The organism is Aedoeadaptatus coli, from assembly GCF_900343085.1.
Classification (GTDB): Bacteria; Bacillota; Clostridia; order Tissierellales; family Peptoniphilaceae; genus Aedoeadaptatus; species Aedoeadaptatus coli.
Genome location: NZ_OPYI01000003.1, coordinates 38,910 through 64,419, shown reverse-complemented (window position 1 = coordinate 64,419; position 25,510 = coordinate 38,910). Strand labels below are relative to the sequence as shown.

The window sequence follows — 25,510 nt, the reverse complement described above, 5'->3', positions numbered from 1 at the left end:
AATTCAGAATCAGGCAGTGGACTTTATCAAGAGAGAGAAAGTCAAGATGATGAAAGCCCAAGGATTGACAGAGAAGATGATGAGAGAGAATCCAGAGGAATACCAAGGACAGATGAACAACTTGATGGCAACAGTGAAGAAAATGGCAATCAAGAAATACGTGGAAGCTTAGAAAATGAAATAAGTCAAAAAAAGGAAGCTGATGAAGCTTCTTTTTTTGATGGCAAAAATGAAAATAGAAAAGATTATTGGATTGTAGAATTTAATGAAAATCACGAATTAGTTCCCGATTATAGTGGGCAGATAGTAACTAAAGACTTAATCAATATCCTAAGACAAAAGGATATTGATGTTAAAGACCATAATCAAACTCTTGGAGAAAATGAATTTGGAGAAATGACTGATGATTATATCGGATATTTCAAATTCTATTTTGACCACTATTTAGATGGCGAAGTTGTCGAACACTATAGGATTGACCTTGGTGATGGTGAAGAAGTAAATGAGCGTGAATTTTCATATTTAGAAGAGCAAGTTGCACTAAGCGAGGAAAAATCTTTACAAGAAGAAATTAAGGAAAAGATAGAGCCTAAATTTAAGATAGGGGATCAGGTTAGATATAAGGACAAGGACTTTACCATTACAGATTTTGATGAACTAAGTGAAGGACTTAAAACTGTAACCATAAGAGATAATATGGAGTATATGGGAGGTATGATTAGGGGTTCGGAAGTAATTCCATATAGAAACGATTCATACCTTGAAGAAATCTTTGAAAATCTAAGTCAAACATCAGAAAAATTAGCAGTAAAGGTTGGAAAAGAATTTATTTTAGAAGATGAGAACACCTTTGATGGAATTAATTTAATTGAAACTGGAACTTATGTAGAAGTTAATGGGGAAGAATTTCCTTTATGTAAGGGTGAAACATTTGAAGAAAGTAGAAAGATTGGTGACCTTTTAGATAGTGGAAATTATGAGATATACAAATTATCTGACCATGAAAATCAAATTGAAAGACAAGTAGAGCAAGAAAGCTTTATTGATACCCACAATCCAGAAATTGACCAAATGATGGATAGGTACAATGTGCCAAGAGAAGCAGCCGAAAACTTATTGAGAGGTAAAGAAGATTTAAAGAATCTAGGCTATGAACTTAATAAGGAAAGGTTAAGTTTTGCTAGAAATTATGACTTGAAAACTCATATCTACTCAGAATACCTAACACCATCAGAAAGACTAGATAAAAATATAAAAGCTATTAAAATGCTAAAAAGACTTGAAAATGAAAATAGGAGTCCAAGAGAGTATGAGCAAGCCTACCTTGCTGACTATCTAGGTTGGGGAGGTCTTGCCGATGTCTTCGATGAAGAAAAGGGAGGGCAATGGCTTGAAGCAAGAAATATTTTAAAAGAAAATCTAACAAATGATGAGTATTTGAATGCTAAAGAGTCTACTTTAACATCGTTTTATACACCTAGAGAGGTAATGGATGGAATATATAAAACTCTGACAGATATGGGTTTTAAGACTGGGAATATCCTTGAGCCATCTGCGGGAGTCGGTAATTTTATTGGTAATATGCCAAATGAAATACAAGGCTCTAAAGTCTATGGAGTAGAAAAAGATAGTCTAAGCGGAAGAATAGCAAGAGAACTTTATCCTGAAGCTAATATTCAAATTAAAGGCTTTGAAGAAACAAACTTCTCAAATAATTTCTTTGACTTGGTAATAGGAAATGTTCCCTTTGGAGATTTTAAAGTTAACGATCGTGAATATAACAGAAATAACTTTCTGATTCACGATTATTTTTTTGCAAAGTCAATAGATAAGGTTAGGAATGGAGGAATTATAGCCTTCATAACATCATCTGGAACTATGGATAAAAAAGATGAATCTGTTAGAAAATATATTAATGCAAGATGTGAGTTTTTAGGAGCTATGAGGCTACCTAATACAACATTTAAAGGTCTTGCTGGTACAGAAGTTACTTCAGATATTATTTTCTTAAAGAAGAGAGATTCAGTTATAGAAAGAGATGATGATTGGATTCATCTTGCAACTGATAAAAAGGGTTTGACCTACAATAAATACTTTGTAGATAATCCTCAGATGGTATTAGGGGATATGAAAGAAGTATCTGGAAGATTTGGCAATACTATTACTTGTGATGAAAAAGAAAATGAAAAGTTAAAAGATTTAATGGATCTTTCAAGTAAGGAAATATCTTCGAATTCAAAATATGAAGAAGTCGAGCTATTGGAAGATGAAGAATTAAGTCTTCCAGCAACAGACGATGTTAAGAATTTTTCCTACACTATTATTGACGAAGAGGTCTACCTAAGAGAAAACTCAGTCTTAATTAAGCAAGATATATCAGATAAAAACAAAGAAAAGATAAAAGATTATCTTGATGTAATGAATGCTTTAAAAGATGTAATAGAAAAGCAAAAAGATGATTTTTCAAATGAAGAAATAAAAGAGTCACAAGCAAAGTTAAATGAAGTTTATGATAATTTTTCAAAGAAACATGGCTTTATTAACTCCTTATCAAATACTAGAGCCTTAAAGGAAGACTCAAACTTTCCTTTGGTTTCATCAATAGAAATACTTGATGATGAGGATAATTTCAAAGCTAAGAGTGATATATTCTCAAAAAGAACAATCACAAAGGCGAAAGTAGTAGACCATGTAGATACTTCCCTTGAAGCTTTGGTCTTATCTGTTTCACAAAAGGGATATGTAGATTTTGAATATATGGAATCTATCACAAGTAAAGATAGGGACACCTTAATTGCTGAACTTGAGGGCGAAATATTTTTAGACATTAAGGATACAGACCTAATAAATAACAGAATGCCCTTTGAAAACTTTAACAATGACGATCCATTTCATTTTTCATATGTATCGGCTGATGAATATTTAAGTGGTAATATCAGAGAAAAGATTGGTTATCTCAATTCATATATCGGAGAAATTGAAAATGTAATAGATTTAGCACCTTCTGAAAAGAAAGACACACTATTAAACGAGTTAGGCAAACTCAAATATCAAAGAGAAAAATTACAAGAAGTTATGCCTGAAGAACTCACTGCTTCTGATATAAATGTAAGGTTAGGAGCAACATGGATACCTCAGAAAGATATAGAAGACTTTACTTTTAACCTTTTAAAAACACCAGGTTATGATAGGTGGAATATAAATGTTAGGTTTTCACCACATACAAGTGAATGGAACATTGAAGGTAAAAGTGTTGACTCAACTAATGACCTTGCTAACATGACTTATGGTACAAGTAGAGTTAATGCCTATAAGTTAATTGAAAATGCTCTTAATCTAAAAGATACAAAAGTATTTGACCAAGTAATAAATGATGATGGTTCTAAGACTTCTGTATTAAATAAAAAAGAAACTATGCTTGCAAGCCAAAAGCAAGAACTGATTAAAGAAGAATTTAAGAATTGGATATTTGAAGATCCTGATAGAAGATATAGGCTAGAGAAGATTTATAATGAAAAATTCAATTCAATTAGAAATAGAGAATTTGATGGTTCTAACTTAACTTTTGATGGAATGAATACTGAAATCAGACTTCGAGAACATCAAAAAAATGCCATAGCAAGGACTCTTTATGGTGGAAATACACTACTTGCCCATGTAGTAGGAGCAGGAAAAACTTTTGAAATGGTAGCTTCTGCTATGGAATCTAAAAAGTTAGGACTTACAAGTAAGTCATTATTTGTAGTTCCTAACCATTTAACCACTCAAATTGGTAGAGAGTTTATGCAATTATATCCGTCAGCAAATATTATGGTGGCCGATAAAAAAGACTTTCAACCCAAAAATAGGAAAAGATTTATTGGTAGGATTGCAACAGGAGAATATGATGCGGTCATCATAGGACACTCTCAATTTGAAAAAATACCAATGTCTAAGGAATACCAGGTAAGACATATACAAGACCAAATAGATGATATAGTTTCCTTTATTGATGAGAACAAAAGAAATAGAGGAGAAAATTTTACAGTAAAACAACTGGAAAAAACAAAGAAGAAACTCTTGGTTAGACTTGAAAAACTAAATGATGACTTTAAAAAAGATGATGTAATAACCTTTGAAGAACTAGGAGTAGATAAGTTATTTATAGACGAAGCTCATAATTACAAAAACTTATTCTTGCATACAAAGATGAGAAATGTGGCTGGTATCGGTCAAAGTGAAGCCTTTAAGTCTTCGGATATGTATATGAAATGTAGGTATATGGATGAAATGACAGATGGAAAGGGAGTTGTTTTTGCTACTGGTACACCAATATCAAATTCAATGACAGAGCTTTATACCATGCAAAGATACCTTCAATATGACGATTTAAAGGCAAGGGGATTAGAACATTTTGACGCTTGGGCTTCTACTTTTGGAGAAACAGAAAATACTTTTGAATTATCTCCAGAAGGCACTGGATATAGGCAAAAGACAAGATTTTCAAAGTTTTATAACTTGCCAGAACTGATGAGCATGTTTAAAGAAGTAGCAGATATAAAGACCTCAGATATGTTAAATTTACCAGTACCAGAAGCAAACTTCGAAGTTATTAAAACAAAACCTACTGAGGAACAAAAAGAAATATTAGAAGCTATTTCAGAAAGAGCTGACGCGGTTAGAAATAACCAAGTAGAGCCAACAGAAGACAATATGTTAAAGATTACAAATGATGGTAAAAAACTTGCCCTTGACCAAAGATTAATAAATCCACTACTTCCCGATGATCCTAATTCAAAAGTTAATGTATGCGTTAAAAATATCTTTTCGATCTGGGATAAGACAAAAGAAAATTCATCGACCCAATTAGTGTTTTCGGATATGTCCACACCAAAAGGAGATGGAGAATTTAATATCTATGATGATATTAGAAATAAGCTAGTGAATATGGGAATACCTAAAGAAGAAATAGCCTTTATTCACGAAGCAGATACAGACAAACAAAAAGATGAATTGTTCTCTAAGGTAAGAAGAGGAGAAGTAAGAGTATTATTAGGCTCTACTCAAAAAATGGGAGCAGGTACAAATGTACAAAATAAGCTAATAGCCTTACACGATTTAGACGTCCCTTGGAGACCGTCTGACCTAGAGCAAAGAAGTGGTAGAATTGTTCGTCAAGGTAATGAAAATGATAAAGTCAATATCTTTAGATATGTAACAGAGAATACATTTGATTCTTATTTGTGGGTGCGACATGAAGTCGCTTAATTTAACTGTTTGGCATAATGACCAAACCAACTATTCCGTTAGTTGAGCCAAGTATCGACTGCACTTAGGTGTGGTAAGCCGATATTAAAGTAGCCCTACTTGAGGTAAAACCGTGAGGGAATACCGAAACTGCCAGCAACAAGGCGGTTAGGGAGCGAGGCTTGATAATATGGCTAACATATGTGAACTACTGATAAATGTCGTTAAGGTGAACAGGCTAAAGTTGCTGATAAGCCTGAACCAAAATGGTGTGTAGTCGGATAATCCTTTCCACAGTGGGATTACACGGACAAAAAGACTACCGGCAGAGAGGTAGAGCCTAAGTTATCAATGTTAATTAAGTGAAACATGGTAAGCCTGTACTATTGCCAAAAGGCAAGGCAAATCGTAAGAAATGCTGATAATGGTGCAGGTAAAGGAGAATGGAAAAAGCGAATGCCATCTTGTAATGAGATGGATAGGGGTTCAAAATTTGCCCTAACTTGAAAGAGTGCAGACTTCCATTTGGTTTTTAATCACAAGAGAACTTGTAGAATTTTTGAAAGGAGAAAGCAAATGAACAGTAAAATGTGTGCTACTACTAACAGAGCTAAAGACTGGGAAAGTATAGATTTTTCTCTAGCAGAAAGCTATGTTAAAAAACTACAAATGCGTATTGTGAAAGCGTGGAAAATGAGTAAATATGGAAAGGTAAAATCTTTACAACATTTACTCACAACTTCATTTTATGCAAAAGCCTTGGCTATTAAGAGGGTAACTGAAAATCAAGGCAAGAAAACAAGTGGTGTAGATGGCGAATTATGGCTAACACCACAGGCAAAGTATAAGGCGATAGAAAAGTTAAATTTAAGAGGATATAAACCTAAGCCTCTTAAAAGAGTGTATATACCAAAGAAAAACGGGAAGAAAAGACCTCTCAGCATTCCTACAATGACAGATAGAGCAATGCAAACCCTATATAAATTTGCACTTGAACCCATAGCAGAAACTACTGCTGACCCTAATTCTTATGGATTTAGGGCAAAAAGATGTACACAAGATGCTATCGAGCAGTGTTTTACGTCACTCAATAAAAAGAAGTCTGCAAAATGGGTACTTGAGGGAGATATAAAAGGTTGTTTTGATAATATAAGTCATGAATGGATATTAAATAATATCCCAATGAACAAGAAATTATTAAAACTCTGGCTTGAGTGTGGATATATAGAAAAACAAAAACTATTTCCAACAGAAACAGGAAGTCCACAAGGCTCGCCAATATCACCTATTATTTCCAATATGGTATTAGATGGTTTAGAAAAAGCAATCAAAGAGAAATACCATAGAAGAACAGTAAATAAGAAAACATATTTCCCAAAGGTTAACTTTGTTAGATATGCAGATGATTTCATCGTTACAGGGGAAAGTGCAGAATTGCTTAAAAATGGTGTAAAGCCAATCATTGTAAAATTCTTGGCTGAAAGAGGTTTAGAATTATCAGAGGAAAAGACACTCATAACACACATAAATGATGGTTTTGATTTTCTCGGAGTTAATATTAGGATGTATAAAGATAAGTTGCTTACAAAACCATCTGATAAGAACTTCAAGGCTATTGTCGATAAAATCAGACGAATCATAAAAGATAATCCGTCAATGAAACAAGAAATTTTGATTAGAAAATTAAATCCAATCATTATAGGTTGGGTAAACTATCAGAAATATAATGTTTCATCTAAAGCCTTTGAAAAACTTGATTATGAAATATATAAGAGCTTGTGGACCTGGTGCGTTCGTAGACACCCAAAGAAAGGTAGAAAATGGATAGCTAAGAAATACTTCCATACCATTGGAAATAGAACCTGGACTTTCAGTGTAGCAACTGGCGACAGAATGGAAAATGGCGAGAAATACTATCTTCGTCTTAAATATGCTACAGACACTGATATTAAAAGATTTACCAAGATACAAGCTGAAGCAAATCCATTTGATGAAAATTGGCAAATATACTTTGAAGAAAGAGAAGAGTTAAAAATACGAAACGAACTTAAAGGACGTACAGTTATAAATAGACTGTATAAAACGCAAAATGGAATATGCCCTGTTTGTGGAGAGAAAATAACTATTGATACAGACTTTAGAGTACATCAAACAATTCAAAATAACATTACCCTTAAAACTTTAGTACACCCTTGGTGTCATAGAAGATTGCATATAAATGATGAAGAAAACACGCTGGCTCTTTAATTAGGGCTTATAAAAACTTGAGCCGTGTGAGGGGAAACTCTCATGCACGGTTCTTAGAGGGGAAAGGGATAGTAATATCCCCGACCTACTCGACCAGACGATAGAGAATAAGCAGAAATTCATATCCCAAATAATGACAAGCAAGACGCCTGTGCGTGTTGCAGAAGATGTTGATGAAGCAAGTCTATCCTATTCAGAAATTAAGGCTTTAGCTACTGGAAATCCTTTAATTAAAGAAAAAATGGATTTAGATAACGAAGTTACAAAGCTAAAAATGCTTGAAGCAAACTACAAGTCTAATAAATATAAGCTTGAAGATAAGGTAAATAAAATTTATCCTCAAAGTATTTTAAAAACTGAAATGGAAATACAAGCAGTTAAAGAAGATATTGCAAATGTTGAGAAATTAGGAGAAGGAGATAGCAAATTCACTTCAATCAGTCTTGGTGAAAATAAAATTTTAGATAAGAAAGAAGCTGGAGAGAAATTATTAGAAGAAATAAAAAAAGTAAAGATAAATGATAGCAAGGTTATTGGTAAATATAGAAATCTAGATTTACAAGTTTCGTATAACTTTATGACTAATACTCACACTTTTAAACTCCTAGGAAAAGCAGAATACTTCGGAGAGTTTTCAAACTCTACTGATGGTAATATAACAAGGCTTGATAATGCCATTGAAAAAATACCTTCAAGACTTGAAAGGTTAAATCAAAACCTAGAAAATTATAAAGAATCTTTAGAAAATGCCAAAGTAGAATTAACTAAACCATTTGAAAAAGCAGATGAATTAAGGGAAAAGACACTAAGACTAGCTGAGATTAATAAACTTTTAGATATGGGAGAAGTGGAAGAATTAGAAAATGAGTCACCACTATTAGAAGATTTAAAGAGGGCGATAGTTGATTATTCTAACTATGAGTTTTCAGAATCTAATAGCTATGAAGATTTTGACAAACTATACCCCGATTTAAGTCATATAGGACTTGCCTATACAGAGACACCTGATGGTAAGCACTCTATCCAATATGAGGTAAATTTGGAAGAAAAAACATGGACTCAGTATGTAGATGATGTAGCTATTAGAACAGAATCTTTTGTAGAAGAAGATATATCTAATTCACAAGCTATTAAAGATATGACCGAAGCCATAAAGATGTCTAGTTTTGATGATCTGGTATCAGTAGATGAAGAAGATTTAAAACAAGCTCTAGGATTAGAAATAGATGATGATGGAAACTTCTATGATCCACTGGCAAAAGATCTTGACAATGATGGAATACCAGGTAGGTATGACAATGATTTTAAAGATAGTGATTACTTTGAATCAACTTATGATGTAGAGGATAATCTTCACGCAAGGGAAGAGAAACCATCAATATTGGGACAAATATCCAAATTCAAATCAGAAGAAGAAAAAGATAAAAATCAAGAAAAAAATGAAAAAGGACAAGAAAGATAGAGGAGGGCGAAAAGTTCTCCTTATTTAATACAAGGAGGAAAATATGGAATACAAAGATATTAGAGAAAACTTACAAGAAATGATGAATGATAACTACAAGGATTTTATAAAAGCACTTGTGAGCATAGAAAAAGGTGTTAATGATGAAAAGGCACTTGAAGAAGTCTATGTTTTATATATGAACAATGACACAACAGGTCTACTAAATGATGACTTTGACTATATGATTGATGATATGAAAGAACAAGGTAAGATTGTTGAAAATGTCAGTGATATTGAAGAAAAAGATGATCTTATAAATCTCGTGGGTAATATAGCTGGTAAAGTAGAAAATCTTGAACGAGAAAATGCTAATGGAGAAAAGTTCAAAGTAAGTAATTTTTCTCTTGTTTCAAAAGATGACGATGGGAATAAAATTTATACGAATTGTTCAGCCTATGGAGATAAGACAAAAGATTTAGAGAACCTGAAACAAGGAGATTTTGTTAAAATCTTCGGTCAAGTAAAAACAAGCATTGATTACAACGGAAAGGAACATAAGAATGTTCGTATCTTGTCTTCTAAGCTCTTAAAAGCAAAAGAACAAGTAAAGGGTCAAGATAAGGATAAAAAGTCCATATTAGGGCAAATAAAAAGCTTTAAGACAGATGACAAAGCTAAGTTAAATAAGAAAGACCATAGCAAAGGTGCAGAAAGATAAATATCGGCAGTCTTCGGACTGTCTTTATTTTTTTGCAAATAATCAATTATAATATTATCAATCGTAAATGTAATTACTTAAAATATGGCTATCGTATAATTTATAGGAGTGTCAAACAAAAGAACAAAACAGTTGCCATATTTGTGCTTAAATTACAACACATAATAGCAACTGTTTCGTATTTTCTGTTTAATTATTCAAAAATAAATAAACAGACTCATAAATCAGCTATTTAAAGAATTAGCAAAATAGGCTGATTGCGCTCTTAAGTGTACAAGATCCACTTGTACCAGATTTTCTAGATACAACTTTATCAGCTTTTTTTGATTGCATTTTTTGCAACTCTAGAATCTTCTTTGACATAAAGCATCCTCCTTTCAAAATATTTATAATAAATCACACATCAGAAATAAATATTTATCTGACATATGAAGTATTATACCAAAGTAATTATTGTTTGATTGTTGGAATCCACGTGTCTGTAGTATTGTTTAAGATGTCATATAGTAATAATAAAATACCAGATGTACCAGAAAAAACATCATTGGAGAATTTATAGGAAAATTCTCCAGGAACTAAAATTTCATTATCATTATAGGATAAAAACAATTCTAATAAAGATAAAGATTTATTTATTAAAGTTGTTTTATTATCTGTTGCGTATGTGGATAACAATACCATACTACCAACGCCTCTAAATAAACCGACTCCATAGAAATTTGTAGTATTAATATTTATTAGTATTTGTTCAAATTGATTATCATAATCATGAATGCCTAATTTTTGAAATTCTTTTATACAAATAGCTATACCAGTAGAACCACCTAACAAGTATGGTGACAAGATTGAATTATATTCTGTGTATAAGGCACCATCAAATTTACATTTAGCAAGATCCTTTTTTATAGCAACATGAGCATAATTAATGTATATGTCTCTATTTGTTAATTTATATAGATTGATTAAAAAGTATGATATACTTGTCCATCCTGTTAACAAACCGATTGGAGAAAAATCATCTATAGGTTCTATTTCAAAATATTTATCTGTTAAGTTTTGAATCATTTTTCTTCCGATTTCTTCAACTAAATATAAAATGTTTAAGTCGTTAGTTACTCTATAATATTCAATCAATGAAAGTCCTATTCCAGAAAGTCCTGATAATAGGGTGATATCAGGACTATTTAAATCTAGTTCATCAGTAACTTCTTTAAATAATTTATTTGCACTCTCTTTCAAATCAATATTATATAATATTGAGGCAATGCCTGCTTTTCCAGTAAACAATCCAAGGTCATTATATTTTTTAAAATCACAGAATTTATCAATCCAATCTAGTGATGAATCATTTAGTTTATTATATTTATACAATGTATAAATATTTCCAAAAGATCCATATAAAAAATTGTACATACCTAATTCGGTTTCGTATTGTCTAATATCTCCATGAAATAATTTTATAGAATTATAATTTGCATCTTGTTCAAGTGTATACAATAATGAATTTTTTATCTCCATAATTTTATTTATACCAATCTCTAAAATATTATTATTTTCTGTAAGGAGTTTGATATAGTCATCTCCAAAAGATAATAAGTTGGAACATTTATAGATGTACTCATAGAATTTATTAGAAATAGAGGGACTAAAAGTTTTTTTAATATGATTAAAATGATTTGCTATAATTGTTTTATTAATGCTGGATATTGGACCAATAGGTAAAAAGCAATACCAAGCAATGTTAATTAAAGCAATAATATCATTTTCTTCAGATGTCTTTGCTCTTTTATCCATAAATCCTGGAGTTCTTATATTTAGAGAGTTATCAGCGTTTGCATCAGATGCAACTTCTAAATCTATAATAGTGACTTCATCTTCATCATTTATTATTATATTATTTGGTTGTAAATCACCTATAGCAACATTTTTTGAGTGTATCTCATTTATTATGTCCAAAAGTTTATTAAGAATATTGATTATTCTATTAGCGTATGAATTTCTTGTTGTAGAATCAGCAATAAAAGGGAAATTAAGCCTTATCCAGTCATCTAAAACATAGCCATCAATATATTTTTCTACAAGGTAATTGTTTTCCCATTCTTTGAAAAACTCTATAGGTTCTACTACGCCTTTTACATCAAATAATTTTGAGAGATATTTAAACTCTCTACTAATTCTTGTAAATGCATCAATATTTTCTCCATCTAGCCCGGCTGACAATCTGCCCTCTTTTATAATACATTTACTATGATTATTAATGCTTTTAGCTAAGTACACACCTCCACCGTTGCTAAAGTGTATAACGTCAATAATTTCATACTTGTTTAAATTAGATAATTCTTCATCGTCAATAATATATTCATTTTCTATTTTTTGGATAAAAGATGGCTCTTTAATAAAATCAGGAAGTTTATAATAAGGGTCTCTATCATCTACAATTAGATTGCCTTCAGGCGTATAAATGTAATAATTATTTTGATCATTTACCTTCTTAATTGTTTTGAATCCACCATAACGAAAATACACGTTACCGTCTCTCCATCTTTTATCAGTTAGGATATATGGACCATTCTTAAATCCGAGTAAAGAGTTATGTAGAATATCTAACAAAAGTATGAATTGTTCTTCAGAGTTAGGGTAGATAGTAATAAACTTTCCAGAAGAACTTCTATCAGCATATTTAACATTCTTAAACTTTAATTCACCATGAGTTCTTACAAATTTAAAAGAGACATTATAATTGAAACAAATTTTTGATACAATATTAAGTATATCTTGTGATTCTGATAATATCGCTGATATATGTATTTTCCATCCCTGAGTTAATAGATGGGGATATTTCATTCGAATTTCTTTCCAGTGAAGATCTTCACTATAATAAATATCAAACTTATCTGAATTATTCTTAAAAATTTCGGGTAGAGTAAAAGCTACATCGTTTACCGTGAATTTTGTATAGTATTTTTCGTCATCTAATAGATATTCAAAATATCTTAAATCCATACAACGACCTCCTTAATACATATTAGTATTACTATTTATAGTATAACATGGTAATTAACAATATTCAAAAAAATGTTAATATCAAGAATTAAATGGCATACATCTTGACATTTATTATTATACCTCATATAATATAAATATCAATATTATACGTCATATAGTATTGTGTTGATTAGTTGATAAACTTATAATTAGGTCATAGTTTATAAAAAGAAAGAACTAAAATTAAATAAATTTTAAAGCATTAACAAATATGGTTTTGTAATAAATGAAACGGAATAGTTTTGAAAGGATATGATGCAATACAGATGTTTGAAATAGATACTCGAGTTTTAGAGCTATGTGTTTTAATAGCAATCGATAAAGAAGATACCTATGGGTACAAGTTGACCCAAGAGTTATCAGATGAATTTAATATTTCAGAATCTACCGTTTATCCAGTATTAAGAAGGTTGCAAAAATCCAATTATCTTGCAACATATAATAAATCCATAAATGGAAGAAATAGGCGATATTACACTTTAACGGATGATGGAAAAAAAGAATTGGAGAAGCAATTAGAAAGCTGGTCGAAGTATAAAAATACAGTAGATGATTTTATTATGAAAAGTAAGGAGGGTAGAGATGATTAGGAAATCTTTTTTAGAAACTTTGGATAAAAAATTAAAGAAATTTGATAACAAAGAAAGAGAAGAGGCAATTCTATTTTATTCAGAGTTATTTGATGAAATGAATTTAGCGGATGAAGATCAAATACCAAATCAATATGATGTAAATAAAATTGCTAGGGATTTAAATTTATCTATGAAAATAGATAACTGGGAAGATGAAAACAGTTCGATTAAGAAAATTTTTAAAGGGATACCAATAATTACCTTAAGTATTTTATCACTACCAACAATTTTGGTAGGATTAGTAGTATTCTTGGCTTTGTTATTTACAGCTATTTTTTTAATAGCTGCTACTTATTTCACGGTAATCTTATTGGTTATTGGAACAGTAAAAAATTTCTTTTTAGGTGGATTTTCGATAGCAAGTTTATGTTTGCTACTGGGAGTAATACTTTTAGTTATTTCGGCAACAGGGATATTGATTGAAATAATTAACCTAATTGGGAAATTAATAATAAAAAGAATCAAGGAAAGAAATATCAATAGTTAGAAAGGGGTTTTAATATGAAAAAGAAATTATGGATTACCTTGGCATTAGGTATGGTTTTAACTCTTGTCGGATGCAATATGGGAGGAAAGCTGAACCTAAAATTATCTGAAGATGAATATTATATTGACAAAAATGGGTTAGATCCTGTAGTGGCATCTAGTTATACAGGAACAGAAACATTTGAAAAAATCAAAGAATTACAAATTGATACAAATATTACAAATATAGAGTTAATATCCAATACAAGTGAAAATTACAATGTAGAGATTGAAAATTTAAAATCAGACTATGTGAGTCCTATAGAGGTCGAAGAAAAAAATGGCGTAATTAGTATCTCTAACAAGCTATTAAAACAAAAACCAATAGGAATACTAGACGAAGAATCATCTAAATTGAAATTGGTAATTGAAGGACCTATCGAAAACATAGATAAGATTTCTATAAATGATAAAGTTGGTTCAATAAGTATTAAGAATGCAACGCTTAAGAATGTAGGCATTAAGGGTAATGCAATTGATATTGATCTTACTGATTCAACGATTAACAAATTAAATCTTGATTTAGAATTATCAGATTTAAGTATGAGTTCTACAAATATTAGTGATAGTAAACTAAATTTAAATAAATCTCGAATCTTTGGAGAAAAAAATGAGTTTAAAGGAGATAATATATTGAATTTCTCTATTGTTGAAGGCGAACTTGGTTTAAAAAATTATGATGAGATATTTAATCAAAATACGCCCAATAAAATAAAATTAGAAGGTAAACTAAATAGATTTGAGTTTATCAATGAGAGGTGAAAAGATCATGAAATATATTAAAGCTGAGATTTTTAGAATTTTTCATACAAGAAATTATCTTAAATTTATCGCTGCTACTACATTGATATTATTAGGAAGTATGATTTATTCATCCATAGACTCTAATTCGGGAGAATATTTTGAATCTATGGAAACCTTTTTAAAGATTGTTAGTATTATAATTTCAATTTTTTTCAGCGTGACTATTTTTAAGAAAAAAGATATAAAAGTAGAGCTACTATCAATGGGGCTTAGTAGAAAGCATATATTTGTATGCGACCTTATTACTTTACAAATTTTTACTCTTTTTTCTATAGTAATAATGGGAGGATTGATTTTATTATTCAGTGTATTAAAAAATCTAGTGGGATCTGATTACACTGGAGGATCATATATCGGATTTGTCTTTTTCTTGATTAGAATGATAATATTGATGATAAATGTAAACAATGGTGTCATGGGTTTAACTTATTTGTTAAATAATGTGGCTCTAGGCATTGCAACTTCTTTTGTTATAATCCCATCAGTTTTTCAAATAGGAATGTATATGACTGAAGGAAAAATCTACGATGTACTTAATAACCTTCTTCTTATACAACCATTCAAGCTATTAGATTTAGGATTGGCTACAGAGCAAATTGGAAATAGCTTTATGAAGACAGCTGGTATTAGTTTTGTTTTTGTCTTTGTAATTTATCTAATGAATGGATATGTAAGATTTAGTAGAAAAGAAATCAATTGAGGTGGATTATGGATGCTATAGTAAAAACAGATAATCTTTCAAAAAAATATAATGACAAATACGCTTTAAATAACTGTTCGCTAATAGTGAATAGAGGAGATATCTATGGTATAATTGGTAAAAATGGTGCTGGAAAATCAACGCTGATGAAAATTCTCTGTGGAATTACTGAGAAAACTCAAGGTGATTATGAATTGTTTGGAGGAAAGAATCTTTCAGAAGGAAGAAAAAAAATTGGAGCAATTTTGGAAAATCCAACTTTGTTTGGTAATTTGACAGCTAGAGATAATTTGAGATATTTTGCAATTCAAAAAGGCATTACTAATGAGAATACTATAAAGAAATCTTTAGAATTAGTTGGATTAAACTACGATGATGGTAAGGTAGTTAAAAACTATTCAGTAGGTATGAAGCAGAGATTAGCTTTGTCTGTATGTCTTTTGGGAAAACCAGAACTTTTAATTTTAGATGAACCTATTAATGGAATAGATCCTAAAGGTATAGTAGAAATAAGAGACTTATTAAAAAGACTAAATAAAGAAAATGGAGTGACTATTATTATTTCTAGTCATGTGCTTCCAGAGTTGGAAAACTTGGTAAATAAAATAGCGATTATTAATGACGGTCAAGTGATAGATAAATTAAGTTTGGATGATTTGCATAACAGAGATTTTAATTATATAGAAATCTGCACTTCAGATATTGATAGAACAGTAGAAATATTAAAGGAACAGGAAATCTCCAAAATTGATATTCAAAATGACAGGATTCGAGTTAAAGAAAATATAGAAGACAGTTCAGAGCTTGTTAGTCTATTAGTTAATAATGGCATTAAAGTCTATGAAATTTTTAGAAAAGAAGAGACATTGGAAGAATTTTATTTAAGAAATATAAGCTAATTATTTTAGTAGGGGTATAAAGATGATAAAAATATTAAAAAAAAATATTAAAGAAACAATTATTCTTACATTGTTATCTAGTTTTTTTGTTTTAGCTAGTACGGTAGGTGCATTGTTAATAGCTAAAAGTATTGATTTTTTATTAAAACAGAATTTTTATCAATTTTTATACTATATTTTATTGTCTTTTATTGCTTGGATATCAGGTTTATTCTCAAATTATATTCGTAGAATTAAAGAAGAGACTCTAACACAAAAAATTTGTACTGATCTGAGAAGTGCTGCTATTAAGAAGCTGGTTTCAGAATTTTCGAGTAATTCAAAACAAGATAAGTTCGTAAATTATGATGAATATGTAAATTTATGTACAAATGATATAGAAATAATTAGTGATGGGATAGGTTGTTTTTTTGAGTTGGTTTCAATACTTAGTGGAGTAATTTTTTCAAGTTTAGCATTGTTTAGTTTTCATTATATTATTGTGTTAACATCTATATTGTTAGGCTTAATTATTTTGGTGATACCTAAATTTTTTGATGATAAAATATCTGATGAAATCAACAATGTATCAGAAAAATATAAAGAGTTGCAATCAAATTCTTTTAATATGATAAATGGGAGTCATATACTAAATAATTATTCTTCATTGAAATTAATGTTAGGAGTAATAAAAAATCATTCAATCTCCTTAGGAAATGATAAAATAACATTAGAAAAAAATTTATCTAAATTATGGATTTTGATAAATTTTTTGAATACATTTAGTCAAGTTTTATTAATTTTTATATCAGGATGGCTGGCTTATAATAAAATTGTAAGCTATGGGATAATAATTTCAGTAGGGAATTTATCAAATCAATTATTTAATTCATTGCAATCATTTGGAGAAGTTTATTCTAAATATATTTTATCAAAATCTATATTAAGAAAATATGACTTAGATTTACAGGTGAAAAAGGTAGATAAAAGCGAGATGATATTTTCTGATAAAATTATAACTAGTAATCTATCTTATTCTTACAATAATAAAGAGAAAATTAATTTTCCAGACATATGTATTAAAAAAAATGGAAAATACATAGTTATAGGTGAGAGCGGAACAGGTAAAACGACGCTAATGAAAATAATTTCCTCTAATTTATTATCGTATGAAGGGAATATATTTTGGGATGGTAAAAATTATAAAGAAATATCGTCCCAATTGATAAAAAATTCAATAGCATGTGTAAGTTCGGATGATTATATATTTAATATGAGTATAAGAAACAATATCATTTTGGATAAAAAATATGACGCTGAACTACTCTATAATGTAATCAAAAGAACAAAAATTGAAGATTTTATAAAAGATTTACCTAGAGGTTTGGAAACAGAACTGAAAAGTAACAATCTTACCCTTTCAGCAGGTCAAATTCAAAGAATTTGTTTAGCAAGAGCATTATACTCAGAAAGGGATTTGATTTTTATAGATGAAGGGACAGCAAATTTGGATATTAAAAATTCAGAATATATAGAGAAAGAATTGTTTTTAGATTCAAATTTAACTGTTGTAATGATTACTCATAGACTAAATGATAATATAGCTATGTTGTCAGATAACATATATACTTTGTAAAAAAATGGGAATGTCAACTTTTATGAGTAATAGTTTATATAAAGAATTGACTTCCCCTAATTTTTTATCTTTCTACTTCCTTCCCATAATAATTTTCATAGTTTTTCCTATACTGAACAAGATCAGAAAATTGTTCTTTATTCAAAGAATACTCTTGCATAAGGGTGTTCTTTTTTTCTTGCAGTTTATCGAGTCTTGTTAATATTTCTTTTGTATTTGGTAGTTTTTTATAGTTTTCTAAAATTTCTTTTGCGGCTATTTTATAGACGGAAAGTTCGCTATAATACTCATTTGCAAATTGCTTATCTTCAGGATTTTTCTTGTGGTATTTATATATTTCACGATACTTATTTATAGTATTTATATTTTCCATATCCTCGGATAAACTCTTCATTTCAGTTTCAATTTTCTTAATTTTATCTAGCAAATCTTGTCTATCATCAGCAGATTTTTTGATAAGATCATCGAGTTGTGTAATGGAATTAATTCCTTGTTCTCTCAATTTAATTATTGAATCTGCCATTGTTTTGATATTGTGTTTTCTTGCCCAAACTTCATAACCTTTAGAGGATTGAGCTTTTTTATTAGTAGATATATCAATTACGTTTCCTACACGTTTTTTAATAGGATTAGCTTTGTTTTTAATAGCTAAATCTATTCTTTCTTTGATTTTTTCTTCGGTATAATCTTCTCCGATAGTCTTAGCTCTTGTAAATCTTTGCTTATCTTTATGACGAAAAGCAATGTGTTTACCAAACTTAATTTCATAATCAATAGATTTCATATTTTCTAAAAATTCTTCCCACGAGTTAGACTTATTAATCATTCTGTCTATATCAAATTGTAGTTTAGACTTCCAAGAATTTCCTTTCTTGTTTTGGTCATATTCGTACCAAGATTTACCCGCAGTTTTATATTTTCTTTTGTAAGCTTCATAATATTCATCAATGACTGAAAGCTTATTTTCTTTACATAATTCGTCACTTTGATACCTGATTTTATGGTAAGTTTTTTTGTTAGACTGGTAGCATTTACCAGTTTTGTAATTAACATTATTAAAAATAATATGGTTATGGATATGTCCTCTATCTATATGAGTTGCAAGAACAAATTCATAATCTTCCTTTAAAATTTTCTTGCATAATTTCATTCCTATCTCGTGAGCTTTTGTAGGATCAACCTCTCCTGGTAGAAAAGATTGAATTAAATGTCTTGCCAAAACTGTTCCTTTAGTATCATTGTCTTCTCGTGTTTTCATAAATTGAATATGGGCAGTAGATGGGTGGCATTTGAATGAAGATACCAAGACTTTTTCATCAGTTTTTTCACTCTTAGTTATATAATCTATTGCCAAATTTAGAGTTGATTTTATAGGATGTATTTTTGTAATTGCCATACTAATCACCAGAACTTTCTTTAGATTTATTAAGAAGTAGGGAATGGATCTGCCATATTTCTTTTGATAATTTTTCTATCTGTTTATTCATTGAGTCGATTTCATTTTTGTAAATAACACCAGTTGTATTAGTTGCTTTTGCAATCTGGTTTATATTGTTTGTTGCATTTGAAAGTAGCCATTGTAGGTTTCTAAATGGTTCTAAATCTACAACATAAATTTCTTTTTCTAATACGCACTTTCTAAGAAAGTGGGACATGGTTTTACAATTTGCAAGTTTCATTTTCTTTTCAAAGATTTCTTTTTCTTCATCTGTTAAATATATTTTTAGTTGATTATTTCTTTTTCTATTATCCATAGTATATCTCCTTATCATAAAATATTGGGGTCTTAGGGTTCTCCCTAACAAGGTAAAATTGATAAAAAAAGAAGCAGTCCATAAAGGTTCTGCTTCATCAATTTTTCGTAAGTGGGTACTCACTTACTGTGCTTGCTATTAAAGTTATAAGCGTTAAGCGTTTATTCAGTTTTATTAATTATACCGCATTTATTGATGCAAATAAACAATATAAGATAAACTTCAAGGATTATTGCGAAATTTACTTTTAAATAAGGATTTTTATAAGTATAATGAAATAGTGTAAATAATTAAGGAAATCATATTCTAAGTTCTTTAATTTCGTATTTACTAAATTTGATTGTAATTATTTTTATTTTGAGGGAGGGGTAATCTATTCTACACAGGGAATTTGCAGAGGAAAATTATTTAGAAGCTATATATATTTTATCTTTGGAAAAAGAGGAAGTAAGAAATATGGATCTTGCTAATTACTTAGAATATAAAAGACCTACTGTTACAAGAATGCTAAAAAAACTTGAAAATAAAGGGCTGATTATTTATGGTGAAGATAAAATAATTCGTTTAACAGAGGAGTCAAAAATATTTTGCGAAAAAATGTATACAAGGCATAAATATTTAACGGACGTATTTATAAGACTTGGAATAGATGCAAAAAATGCTGAAGACGAAGCTTGTCTTATAGAGCATGTTATTTCTGATGAAACTTTTAAAAAATTAAAAAAACATTTCGATTATAATTTATAATAAATAGCATAGATGACTCGCATAATGAGATGTCTATGCTATTTTTATTTTTAAAATTATATTTTTAAAAACATCTCAAAGCTATTGATAAAAGCTATCAAATGGTATATAATAATTTTGAGTTAGCCAATGCTAACAGAAAATAAATAAAAAGGTGAATTTATGTCAAAAAACTTTGAAATACTAAATAAAGAAATTAATGAAAATAATATAATAGCAAATCTTTTTATATTTCCATTTGCAGGTGGCGGGGTGTCTGCCTTTAGAAAATGGAAAGATGAATTCGAAGATATAAAATTACTTGTTGCCCAATATCCAGGAAGAGAAAACAGGTTTTCTGAAAAGGCTATAAGTGATATTAACATCTTAGTAGATAATCTATTTGAAGATATGAAAGAAAATTTTGATTTTAGAAAACCTTATTATTTATTTGGACACAGTATGGGAACAAAAATAGTCTATGAATTAGCATTAAGAATTAAAAATTCGGATTACATAAATCCAAGAGGAATAATTATATCAGGAGGGCGTGCTCCATTATATAAAGAACCTCATCCAATTTATCATCTTGACGATGACGGATTTATAGAAGGCTTGAGAAGATATGAAGGAACACCAAAAGAAATTCTAGATAATAAGGATTTAATTTCCATTTTCTTACCAACACTGAGGGCAGATTTTGTAATAGATGAAGACTATCAAGACACAAAATTTGAGAAATTAGAATCACCTATACTAGGTCTTATGGGGGATAAAGATCAAGAAATGACCTTAGATGAACTTATAAAATGGCAAGATTATACCACAAAAGAATTCACTTATAGATATATCGATGGCAAGCATATGTTTGTCAATACATCTCCTGAAAGTGTCATTAAAGAGATAAAAGAGTTTATAAAAGTAAATGAAAATTGAAGAATATGAAATAAGAAAAATTAATGATTTTCTTACTTTAGAAGATTTAAAAGATAAATTAGCTAGTGATAATTTAATACTAATTAAGGCTTATACAGATAAATTATTAGAAGAAAAATTACTTTCTTACTTAACTAAAGAGGAGATAATAAAATCAGAAGATTATAAATCAGAAATAGCAAAAATTAATTATCTAGCATCAAGGACAATACTTAATTTAGTCCTAAAATGTTTACTAGAAAAAGAAATTGATGATCTGATAGTCAAAAGAGATAAAAATAATAAACCCTACGTAGAAAGCACTCTAGGATTAAAGTTTAACATCTCACATACTGAAGGCTTAGTCCTGTTAGCTTTTTTTAAAAGAGAAGTAGGAGTAGATGTTGAAAAAATAAATTATAAATTTGAGTTTAAGGATATATTAGAAAATTGTTTCACTAAAGATGAAATAATAAATATAGATAACAACATAATCAGTTTCTATAGATATTGGACTGCAAAAGAAGCCTATCTTAAATGTGATGGGATTGGTATTATAAGAAATTTGAAAGAAATTGAAATAATTTCTTATGGAAATAAAGTTATAGAAATTAGCGATAATAAAAACAATATAATAAGTAGATTACAGCCATTAAATTATGATGACAAATATTTCGGGGCAATATGCTTGGAGGAAAATTAATGAACATTGAATTAAAAGAAAAATTAGAAAAAATTTATGATGAACAAGTATGGCCGCATATGACCTTAGGAGAATTTATTGAAGATTGTGCTAAAAAATATGGGGGTAAAATTGCCTTAGTAGATGGAGATGTTGAACTTTCATATCAAGAATTAAATAGAAAAGCTTGCCATTATGCCAATGGTTTATTGAAAGCTGGATTTAAAAAGGGAGATAGAATCGTTCTTCAACTTCCTAATTGTCACGAATTTGTTATTACCCTTTTTGCCATGTTTAAGATTGGTGTGATTCCAGTATTATCACTTCCAGCTCATAGGAAAAATGAAATAAAGGGAATATTAGAAAAATCAGGGGCAAAAGCATATATAGCTAAGGATAAATATCTTGGCTTTTCATATGTTGATATGATAAGAGAAGTAAAGGAAGAATTAAATATAGATTTTGAAGTTTATATTCTTGGAGATAATCAAGGATATAAAAAATTTTACAATCTTAAAGATAAAGATTATCTATATCAAAATATAGATGTTGACTATAAAGAAATAGGATTACTACTTTTATCGGGAGGTACAACTGGGATACCAAAATTGATACCAAGGAGACACTGCGATTATATCTATGTAGCAAAAGAGACGGCAAAGAGATGTAAAATGGATCAAGACAGTATCTATCTAGCTTCTCTTCCTATTGCTCACAACTTTCCTTTATGTTGCCCAGGGATATTAGGGACATTTTTTATAGGCGGTAAAGTTGTTTTATGCCCAGTAACAAGTCCAGATGAAATCTTGCCTTTAATTGAGGAAGAGGAGGTTACGATAACGGGCTTAGTTCCTGCTATGGCAAATATATGTATAGATTTTATAAAGGAAGATGATTACGACATATCTTCATTAAAGGTTCTTCAAGTTGGAGGATCAGTTTTAGAAGAAAAACTTGCTGAAAAGATAGAAAAAGAATTTGGTTGCAAACTTCAACAAATTTTTGGAATAGCTGAAGGTTTGATTATGACAACTTCTTTAGATGATGATAGTAAAACTATATTTACAACTCAAGGTAAGCCTATAAGTGAGTTTGATGAATTGTTAATAGTTGATGAAGATGGAGAAGAGGTCAAAGATGAAGAGTACGGAGAACTTATAGTCAGAGGTTCTTACACAATCTATGGCTATTATAAGCTCCCAGAAGTAAACAAAAAATGCATAGACAAAGATTTATATTTTAAAACTGGAGATAAGGCAAGGAAACTAAAAGATGGGAATTATCAGGTAGTTGGAAGAATTTCAGAAACAATAAATAAGGCTGGAGAAAAAATTACCCCTTCTGAAATTGAAGATATTTTACTATCTAATGAGAATATAGGAGATGTTCAAGTTGTAGGGGTACCTGACGAACTTTTGGGAGAAAAAATAGGAGTATTCATATTAAAAGATGAGAAGGACGAACTCTCATTAGAAGATATCAGAACATTTCTAGCAAATAAGAATGTAGCGGAATTTAAATTGCCAGATTCTATAAAATATATAAATTCATGGCCGCTAACTGCTTTGGGGAAAATTGATAGAAATAAATTAAAAAGAATAGAGTGAAAGGAGCAGAACATGGAATTTGATGCGAGAAAAGAAATTAGATTAATAATTGAAAAATGGTTAAAAGATACCTTGAAGAAATCAGATATAAAAGAAAATGACAATTTAATAGAAAAAGGCTTAAGTTCCATGCAAGTAATGCAACTTTCAGGAATTCTTAAAAAAGAAGGACTTAGAATATCCTTTGCAAAGCTCATAGAGAAGCCTACACTTAATTCATGGTTTGACCTAGTAGCTAATTCAAAAATTATCAAGAAACATTCAAAAGATAATAAGAAATCAAATGATGGCAAAGATTCATTCAATCTTACAGATGTTCAATATTCTTATTTTATAGGCAGAAGTGATGATCAAACTCTAGGTGGAGTGGGTTGTCATGCCTATATTGAAATAGATGGAAAAGATATAGATTATAAAAGATTGAATGATGCATGGAATAAACTTCAATATAGACATCCAATGCTCAGAGCAAGATTCACAGAAGATGGAAAACAAGAAATATTAGATAAACCTTTTAGCGAAGAAATTGAAGTTTTTGACTTGTCTAATTTAGATGAAGAAGAAACCAAAATTAGACTAGATAAAATACGAGAAAATTTATCTCATAGAAAACTTAGAGTAGAAATGGGAGAAGTCGCAGGATTAAAACTTGCGAATCTATCACAAAATAGAAACAAAATATTCTTTGATTTAGATTTGTTAGTTGCTGATGTAATGAGTTTGAGCCTTATTTTAAAAGAATTAGGAGAATTGTATTTAGGAAAAGAATTAGACAATCCAAACAGTTATACTTTTAAAGACTATATAAATAATCTTGAAGTAGACTCTGAAATTTATAAAAAAGACCAAGAGTTTTGGAAAGAAAAAATAGACTCATTTGAAATAGAAAGACCTAATTTACCATTAAGAAAAGATCCTGAACAAATCAAAGAAACAAGATTTACTAGAAGAAAACGAGTTATTGAAAAAGATAAGTGGAGCAAAATAAAAGAGCTTGCAGCAAGCTATAAATCTACGCCATCAATGGTTTTATTAACTGCATATGATTTAATTCTAGAAAGATGGACTAACCAAGATAAGTTTTTTATAAACTTACCATTATTTAATAGAGATCTTTCAAACGAAAACATGAAAGATATGGTGGCAGACTTTACAAATATCTTATTAGTAGAGCATGAAAGAAAAAATGATACTTCTTTCCTAGAAACTTTGAATAGAATAAGCAAAACCTTTATAGACAATGTTAGCCATTCATCTTATAGTGGAGTTCAAGTTCAAAGAGATATATCAAAATCACAGGGTACAAGTCTTAATGTAGCACCTGTAGTTTTTGCGTGCAACATAGACTATCCACTAGAAACTGAAATTTCAAGGAAAGCTTTGGGCAAAATTACATATATGGTTTCACAAACTCCAGGAGTATGGTTAGATTTCCAATCTTATATAAAAGACGGAGATTTGATTTTATGCTGGGACAGTGTAGATGAAATTTTCCCTGAAAAAATGTTAGATGACATGTTAAATTCTTTAGAAGAACAACTTTTAAGACTAACTAAATATGATGATTGGATTGCAACAAATGAAATTTCAAATAATTATTTACAATATAGAGAGTATAAAAAGTGTAGTTTTAATTATAATAAGCTTCAAAGCATTGATGTACCTTTAGGTGAAAAGTCGAGAGTTTATACAACAAATCTAACAGTAACACAAAACAAAATGATTGATATATGGAAAAAGCATCTAGATATAAGAGAAATATCTATTTATGATAATTATTTTAAAATTGGAGGTGATAGCTTAAAAGCTATGAGTATAATCAATGAAATTAAAAGAGTTTTTAAATTAGAAAACCAAATTACAATGAACTTAATATTTACAAATCTAACAATAGAAAGAATATCGGATAAGATTGATGAAATTCTTGAAGATATAGAAGTTTATTCAATTTAGTAAAAGAAAGGATGGATC

Annotated in this window: 17 protein-coding genes and 2 pseudogenes; 15 read left to right on the top strand and 4 right to left on the bottom strand. The window is 29.5% G+C overall.

All coding sequences use genetic code 11. The annotated features are described in order from the left end of the window. Nucleotides 1–735: 735 nt before the first annotated feature. From DG046_RS09990 to DG046_RS02255, 4 genes and pseudogenes are all read left to right on the top strand, one after another. Nucleotides 736–5,226 (top strand): annotated as a pseudogene (locus DG046_RS09990) (helicase-related protein); the annotation flags it as partial. A 576-nt stretch (nucleotides 5,227–5,802) separates the two neighbouring features. Beyond that, nucleotides 5,803–7,473 carry a group II intron reverse transcriptase/maturase gene (gene ltrA / locus DG046_RS02265; RefSeq protein WP_108830976.1) on the top strand — a complete coding sequence of 557 codons (1,671 nt, stop codon included), beginning with the start codon at nucleotides 5,803–5,805 and terminating at the stop codon, nucleotides 7,471–7,473. Nucleotides 7,474–7,561: 88 nt separating this feature from the next. Further along, nucleotides 7,562–8,935 (top strand): annotated as a pseudogene (locus DG046_RS02260) (helicase-related protein); the annotation flags it as partial. A 43-nt stretch (nucleotides 8,936–8,978) separates the two neighbouring features. Further along, on the top strand, nucleotides 8,979–9,635 hold the full coding sequence (locus tag DG046_RS02255; RefSeq protein ID WP_108830974.1) for a DNA-binding protein: 657 nt from the start codon (nucleotides 8,979–8,981) through the stop codon (nucleotides 9,633–9,635). 240 nt (nucleotides 9,636–9,875) lie between these two features. Here the strand turns inward: DG046_RS02255 and DG046_RS09705 are convergent, their stop codons facing one another. Both DG046_RS09705 and lanKC read right to left on the bottom strand, forming a co-directional pair. Next, nucleotides 9,876–9,998, bottom strand: a complete 123-nt coding sequence (locus DG046_RS09705; RefSeq protein WP_002838476.1) for a class III lanthipeptide — start codon at nucleotides 9,996–9,998, stop codon at nucleotides 9,876–9,878. A gap of 87 nt (nucleotides 9,999–10,085) precedes the next feature. Further along, nucleotides 10,086–12,638, bottom strand: a complete 2,553-nt coding sequence (gene lanKC, locus DG046_RS02250) for a class III lanthionine synthetase LanKC (protein ID WP_108830973.1) — start codon at nucleotides 12,636–12,638, stop codon at nucleotides 10,086–10,088. 284 nt (nucleotides 12,639–12,922) lie between these two features. On the opposite strand from lanKC, the gene DG046_RS02245 reads away from it, so the two are divergent. The 6 genes from DG046_RS02245 to DG046_RS02220 are packed head-to-tail and all read left to right on the top strand — an operon-like array spanning nucleotide 12,923 to nucleotide 17,855. Continuing rightward, entirely contained in the window at nucleotides 12,923–13,270 is a 348-nt protein-coding gene (locus tag DG046_RS02245) for a PadR family transcriptional regulator (protein WP_234411444.1), read from the top strand. Further along, a complete protein-coding gene (locus DG046_RS02240; protein ID WP_108830972.1) occupies nucleotides 13,263–13,799 on the top strand; it encodes a DUF1700 domain-containing protein in 537 nt (178 codons plus the stop codon). The genes DG046_RS02245 and DG046_RS02240 overlap by 8 nt, the downstream gene beginning before the upstream one ends. A gap of 14 nt (nucleotides 13,800–13,813) precedes the next feature. After that, on the top strand, nucleotides 13,814–14,599 hold the full coding sequence (locus DG046_RS02235) for a DUF4097 family beta strand repeat-containing protein (RefSeq protein ID WP_108830971.1): 786 nt from the start codon (nucleotides 13,814–13,816) through the stop codon (nucleotides 14,597–14,599). A 7-nt stretch (nucleotides 14,600–14,606) separates the two neighbouring features. After that, a complete protein-coding gene (locus tag DG046_RS02230) occupies nucleotides 14,607–15,341 on the top strand; it encodes a hypothetical protein (RefSeq protein WP_108831044.1) in 735 nt (244 codons plus the stop codon). A gap of 8 nt (nucleotides 15,342–15,349) precedes the next feature. Further along, nucleotides 15,350–16,240 carry an ABC transporter ATP-binding protein gene (locus DG046_RS02225; RefSeq protein WP_108830970.1) on the top strand — a complete coding sequence of 297 codons (891 nt, stop codon included), beginning with the start codon at nucleotides 15,350–15,352 and terminating at the stop codon, nucleotides 16,238–16,240. 22 nt (nucleotides 16,241–16,262) lie between these two features. After that, nucleotides 16,263–17,855: an ATP-binding cassette domain-containing protein gene (locus DG046_RS02220; protein WP_108830969.1), complete on the top strand. Its 1,593-nt coding sequence runs from the start codon at nucleotides 16,263–16,265 to the stop codon at nucleotides 17,853–17,855. Between the two features lie 64 nt (nucleotides 17,856–17,919). Here DG046_RS02220 and DG046_RS02215 read toward each other — a convergent pair whose 3' ends face one another. Together DG046_RS02215 and DG046_RS02210 are read right to left on the bottom strand one after the other, a co-directional pair. Further along, nucleotides 17,920–19,251, bottom strand: coding sequence for a relaxase/mobilization nuclease domain-containing protein (locus DG046_RS02215; RefSeq protein ID WP_108830968.1), 1,332 nt, complete (start codon nucleotides 19,249–19,251; stop codon nucleotides 17,920–17,922). A gap of 1 nt (nucleotide 19,252) precedes the next feature. Continuing rightward, complete coding sequence (locus DG046_RS02210) at nucleotides 19,253–19,609, bottom strand: plasmid mobilization protein (protein ID WP_108830967.1); 357 nt, start codon at nucleotides 19,607–19,609, stop codon at nucleotides 19,253–19,255. Between the two features lie 375 nt (nucleotides 19,610–19,984). Here DG046_RS02210 and DG046_RS02205 point away from each other — a divergent pair, with 375 nt between their 5' ends. The 5 genes from DG046_RS02205 to DG046_RS02185 all read left to right on the top strand — a co-directional run bounded on the left by DG046_RS02205 (nucleotide 19,985) and on the right by DG046_RS02185 (nucleotide 25,492). Next, nucleotides 19,985–20,356: a metal-dependent transcriptional regulator gene (locus DG046_RS02205; protein WP_108830966.1), complete on the top strand. Its 372-nt coding sequence runs from the start codon at nucleotides 19,985–19,987 to the stop codon at nucleotides 20,354–20,356. Between the two features lie 162 nt (nucleotides 20,357–20,518). Continuing rightward, nucleotides 20,519–21,271 carry a thioesterase II family protein gene (locus tag DG046_RS02200; protein WP_070737647.1) on the top strand — a complete coding sequence of 251 codons (753 nt, stop codon included), beginning with the start codon at nucleotides 20,519–20,521 and terminating at the stop codon, nucleotides 21,269–21,271. Next, nucleotides 21,261–21,953 carry a 4'-phosphopantetheinyl transferase family protein gene (locus DG046_RS02195; RefSeq protein WP_108830965.1) on the top strand — a complete coding sequence of 231 codons (693 nt, stop codon included), beginning with the start codon at nucleotides 21,261–21,263 and terminating at the stop codon, nucleotides 21,951–21,953. Before DG046_RS02200 ends, DG046_RS02195 begins: the two co-directional genes overlap by 11 nt. After that, nucleotides 21,953–23,539, top strand: a complete 1,587-nt coding sequence (locus DG046_RS02190) for a (2,3-dihydroxybenzoyl)adenylate synthase (protein ID WP_108830964.1) — start codon at nucleotides 21,953–21,955, stop codon at nucleotides 23,537–23,539. The genes DG046_RS02195 and DG046_RS02190 overlap by 1 nt, the downstream gene beginning before the upstream one ends. Before the next feature lie 12 nt (nucleotides 23,540–23,551). Continuing rightward, the gene (locus tag DG046_RS02185; protein WP_108830963.1) at nucleotides 23,552–25,492 is read left to right on the top strand and encodes a condensation domain-containing protein; all 1,941 of its coding nucleotides are present in this window, start codon (nucleotides 23,552–23,554) and stop codon (nucleotides 25,490–25,492) included. Nucleotides 25,493–25,510 lie beyond the last annotated feature (18 nt).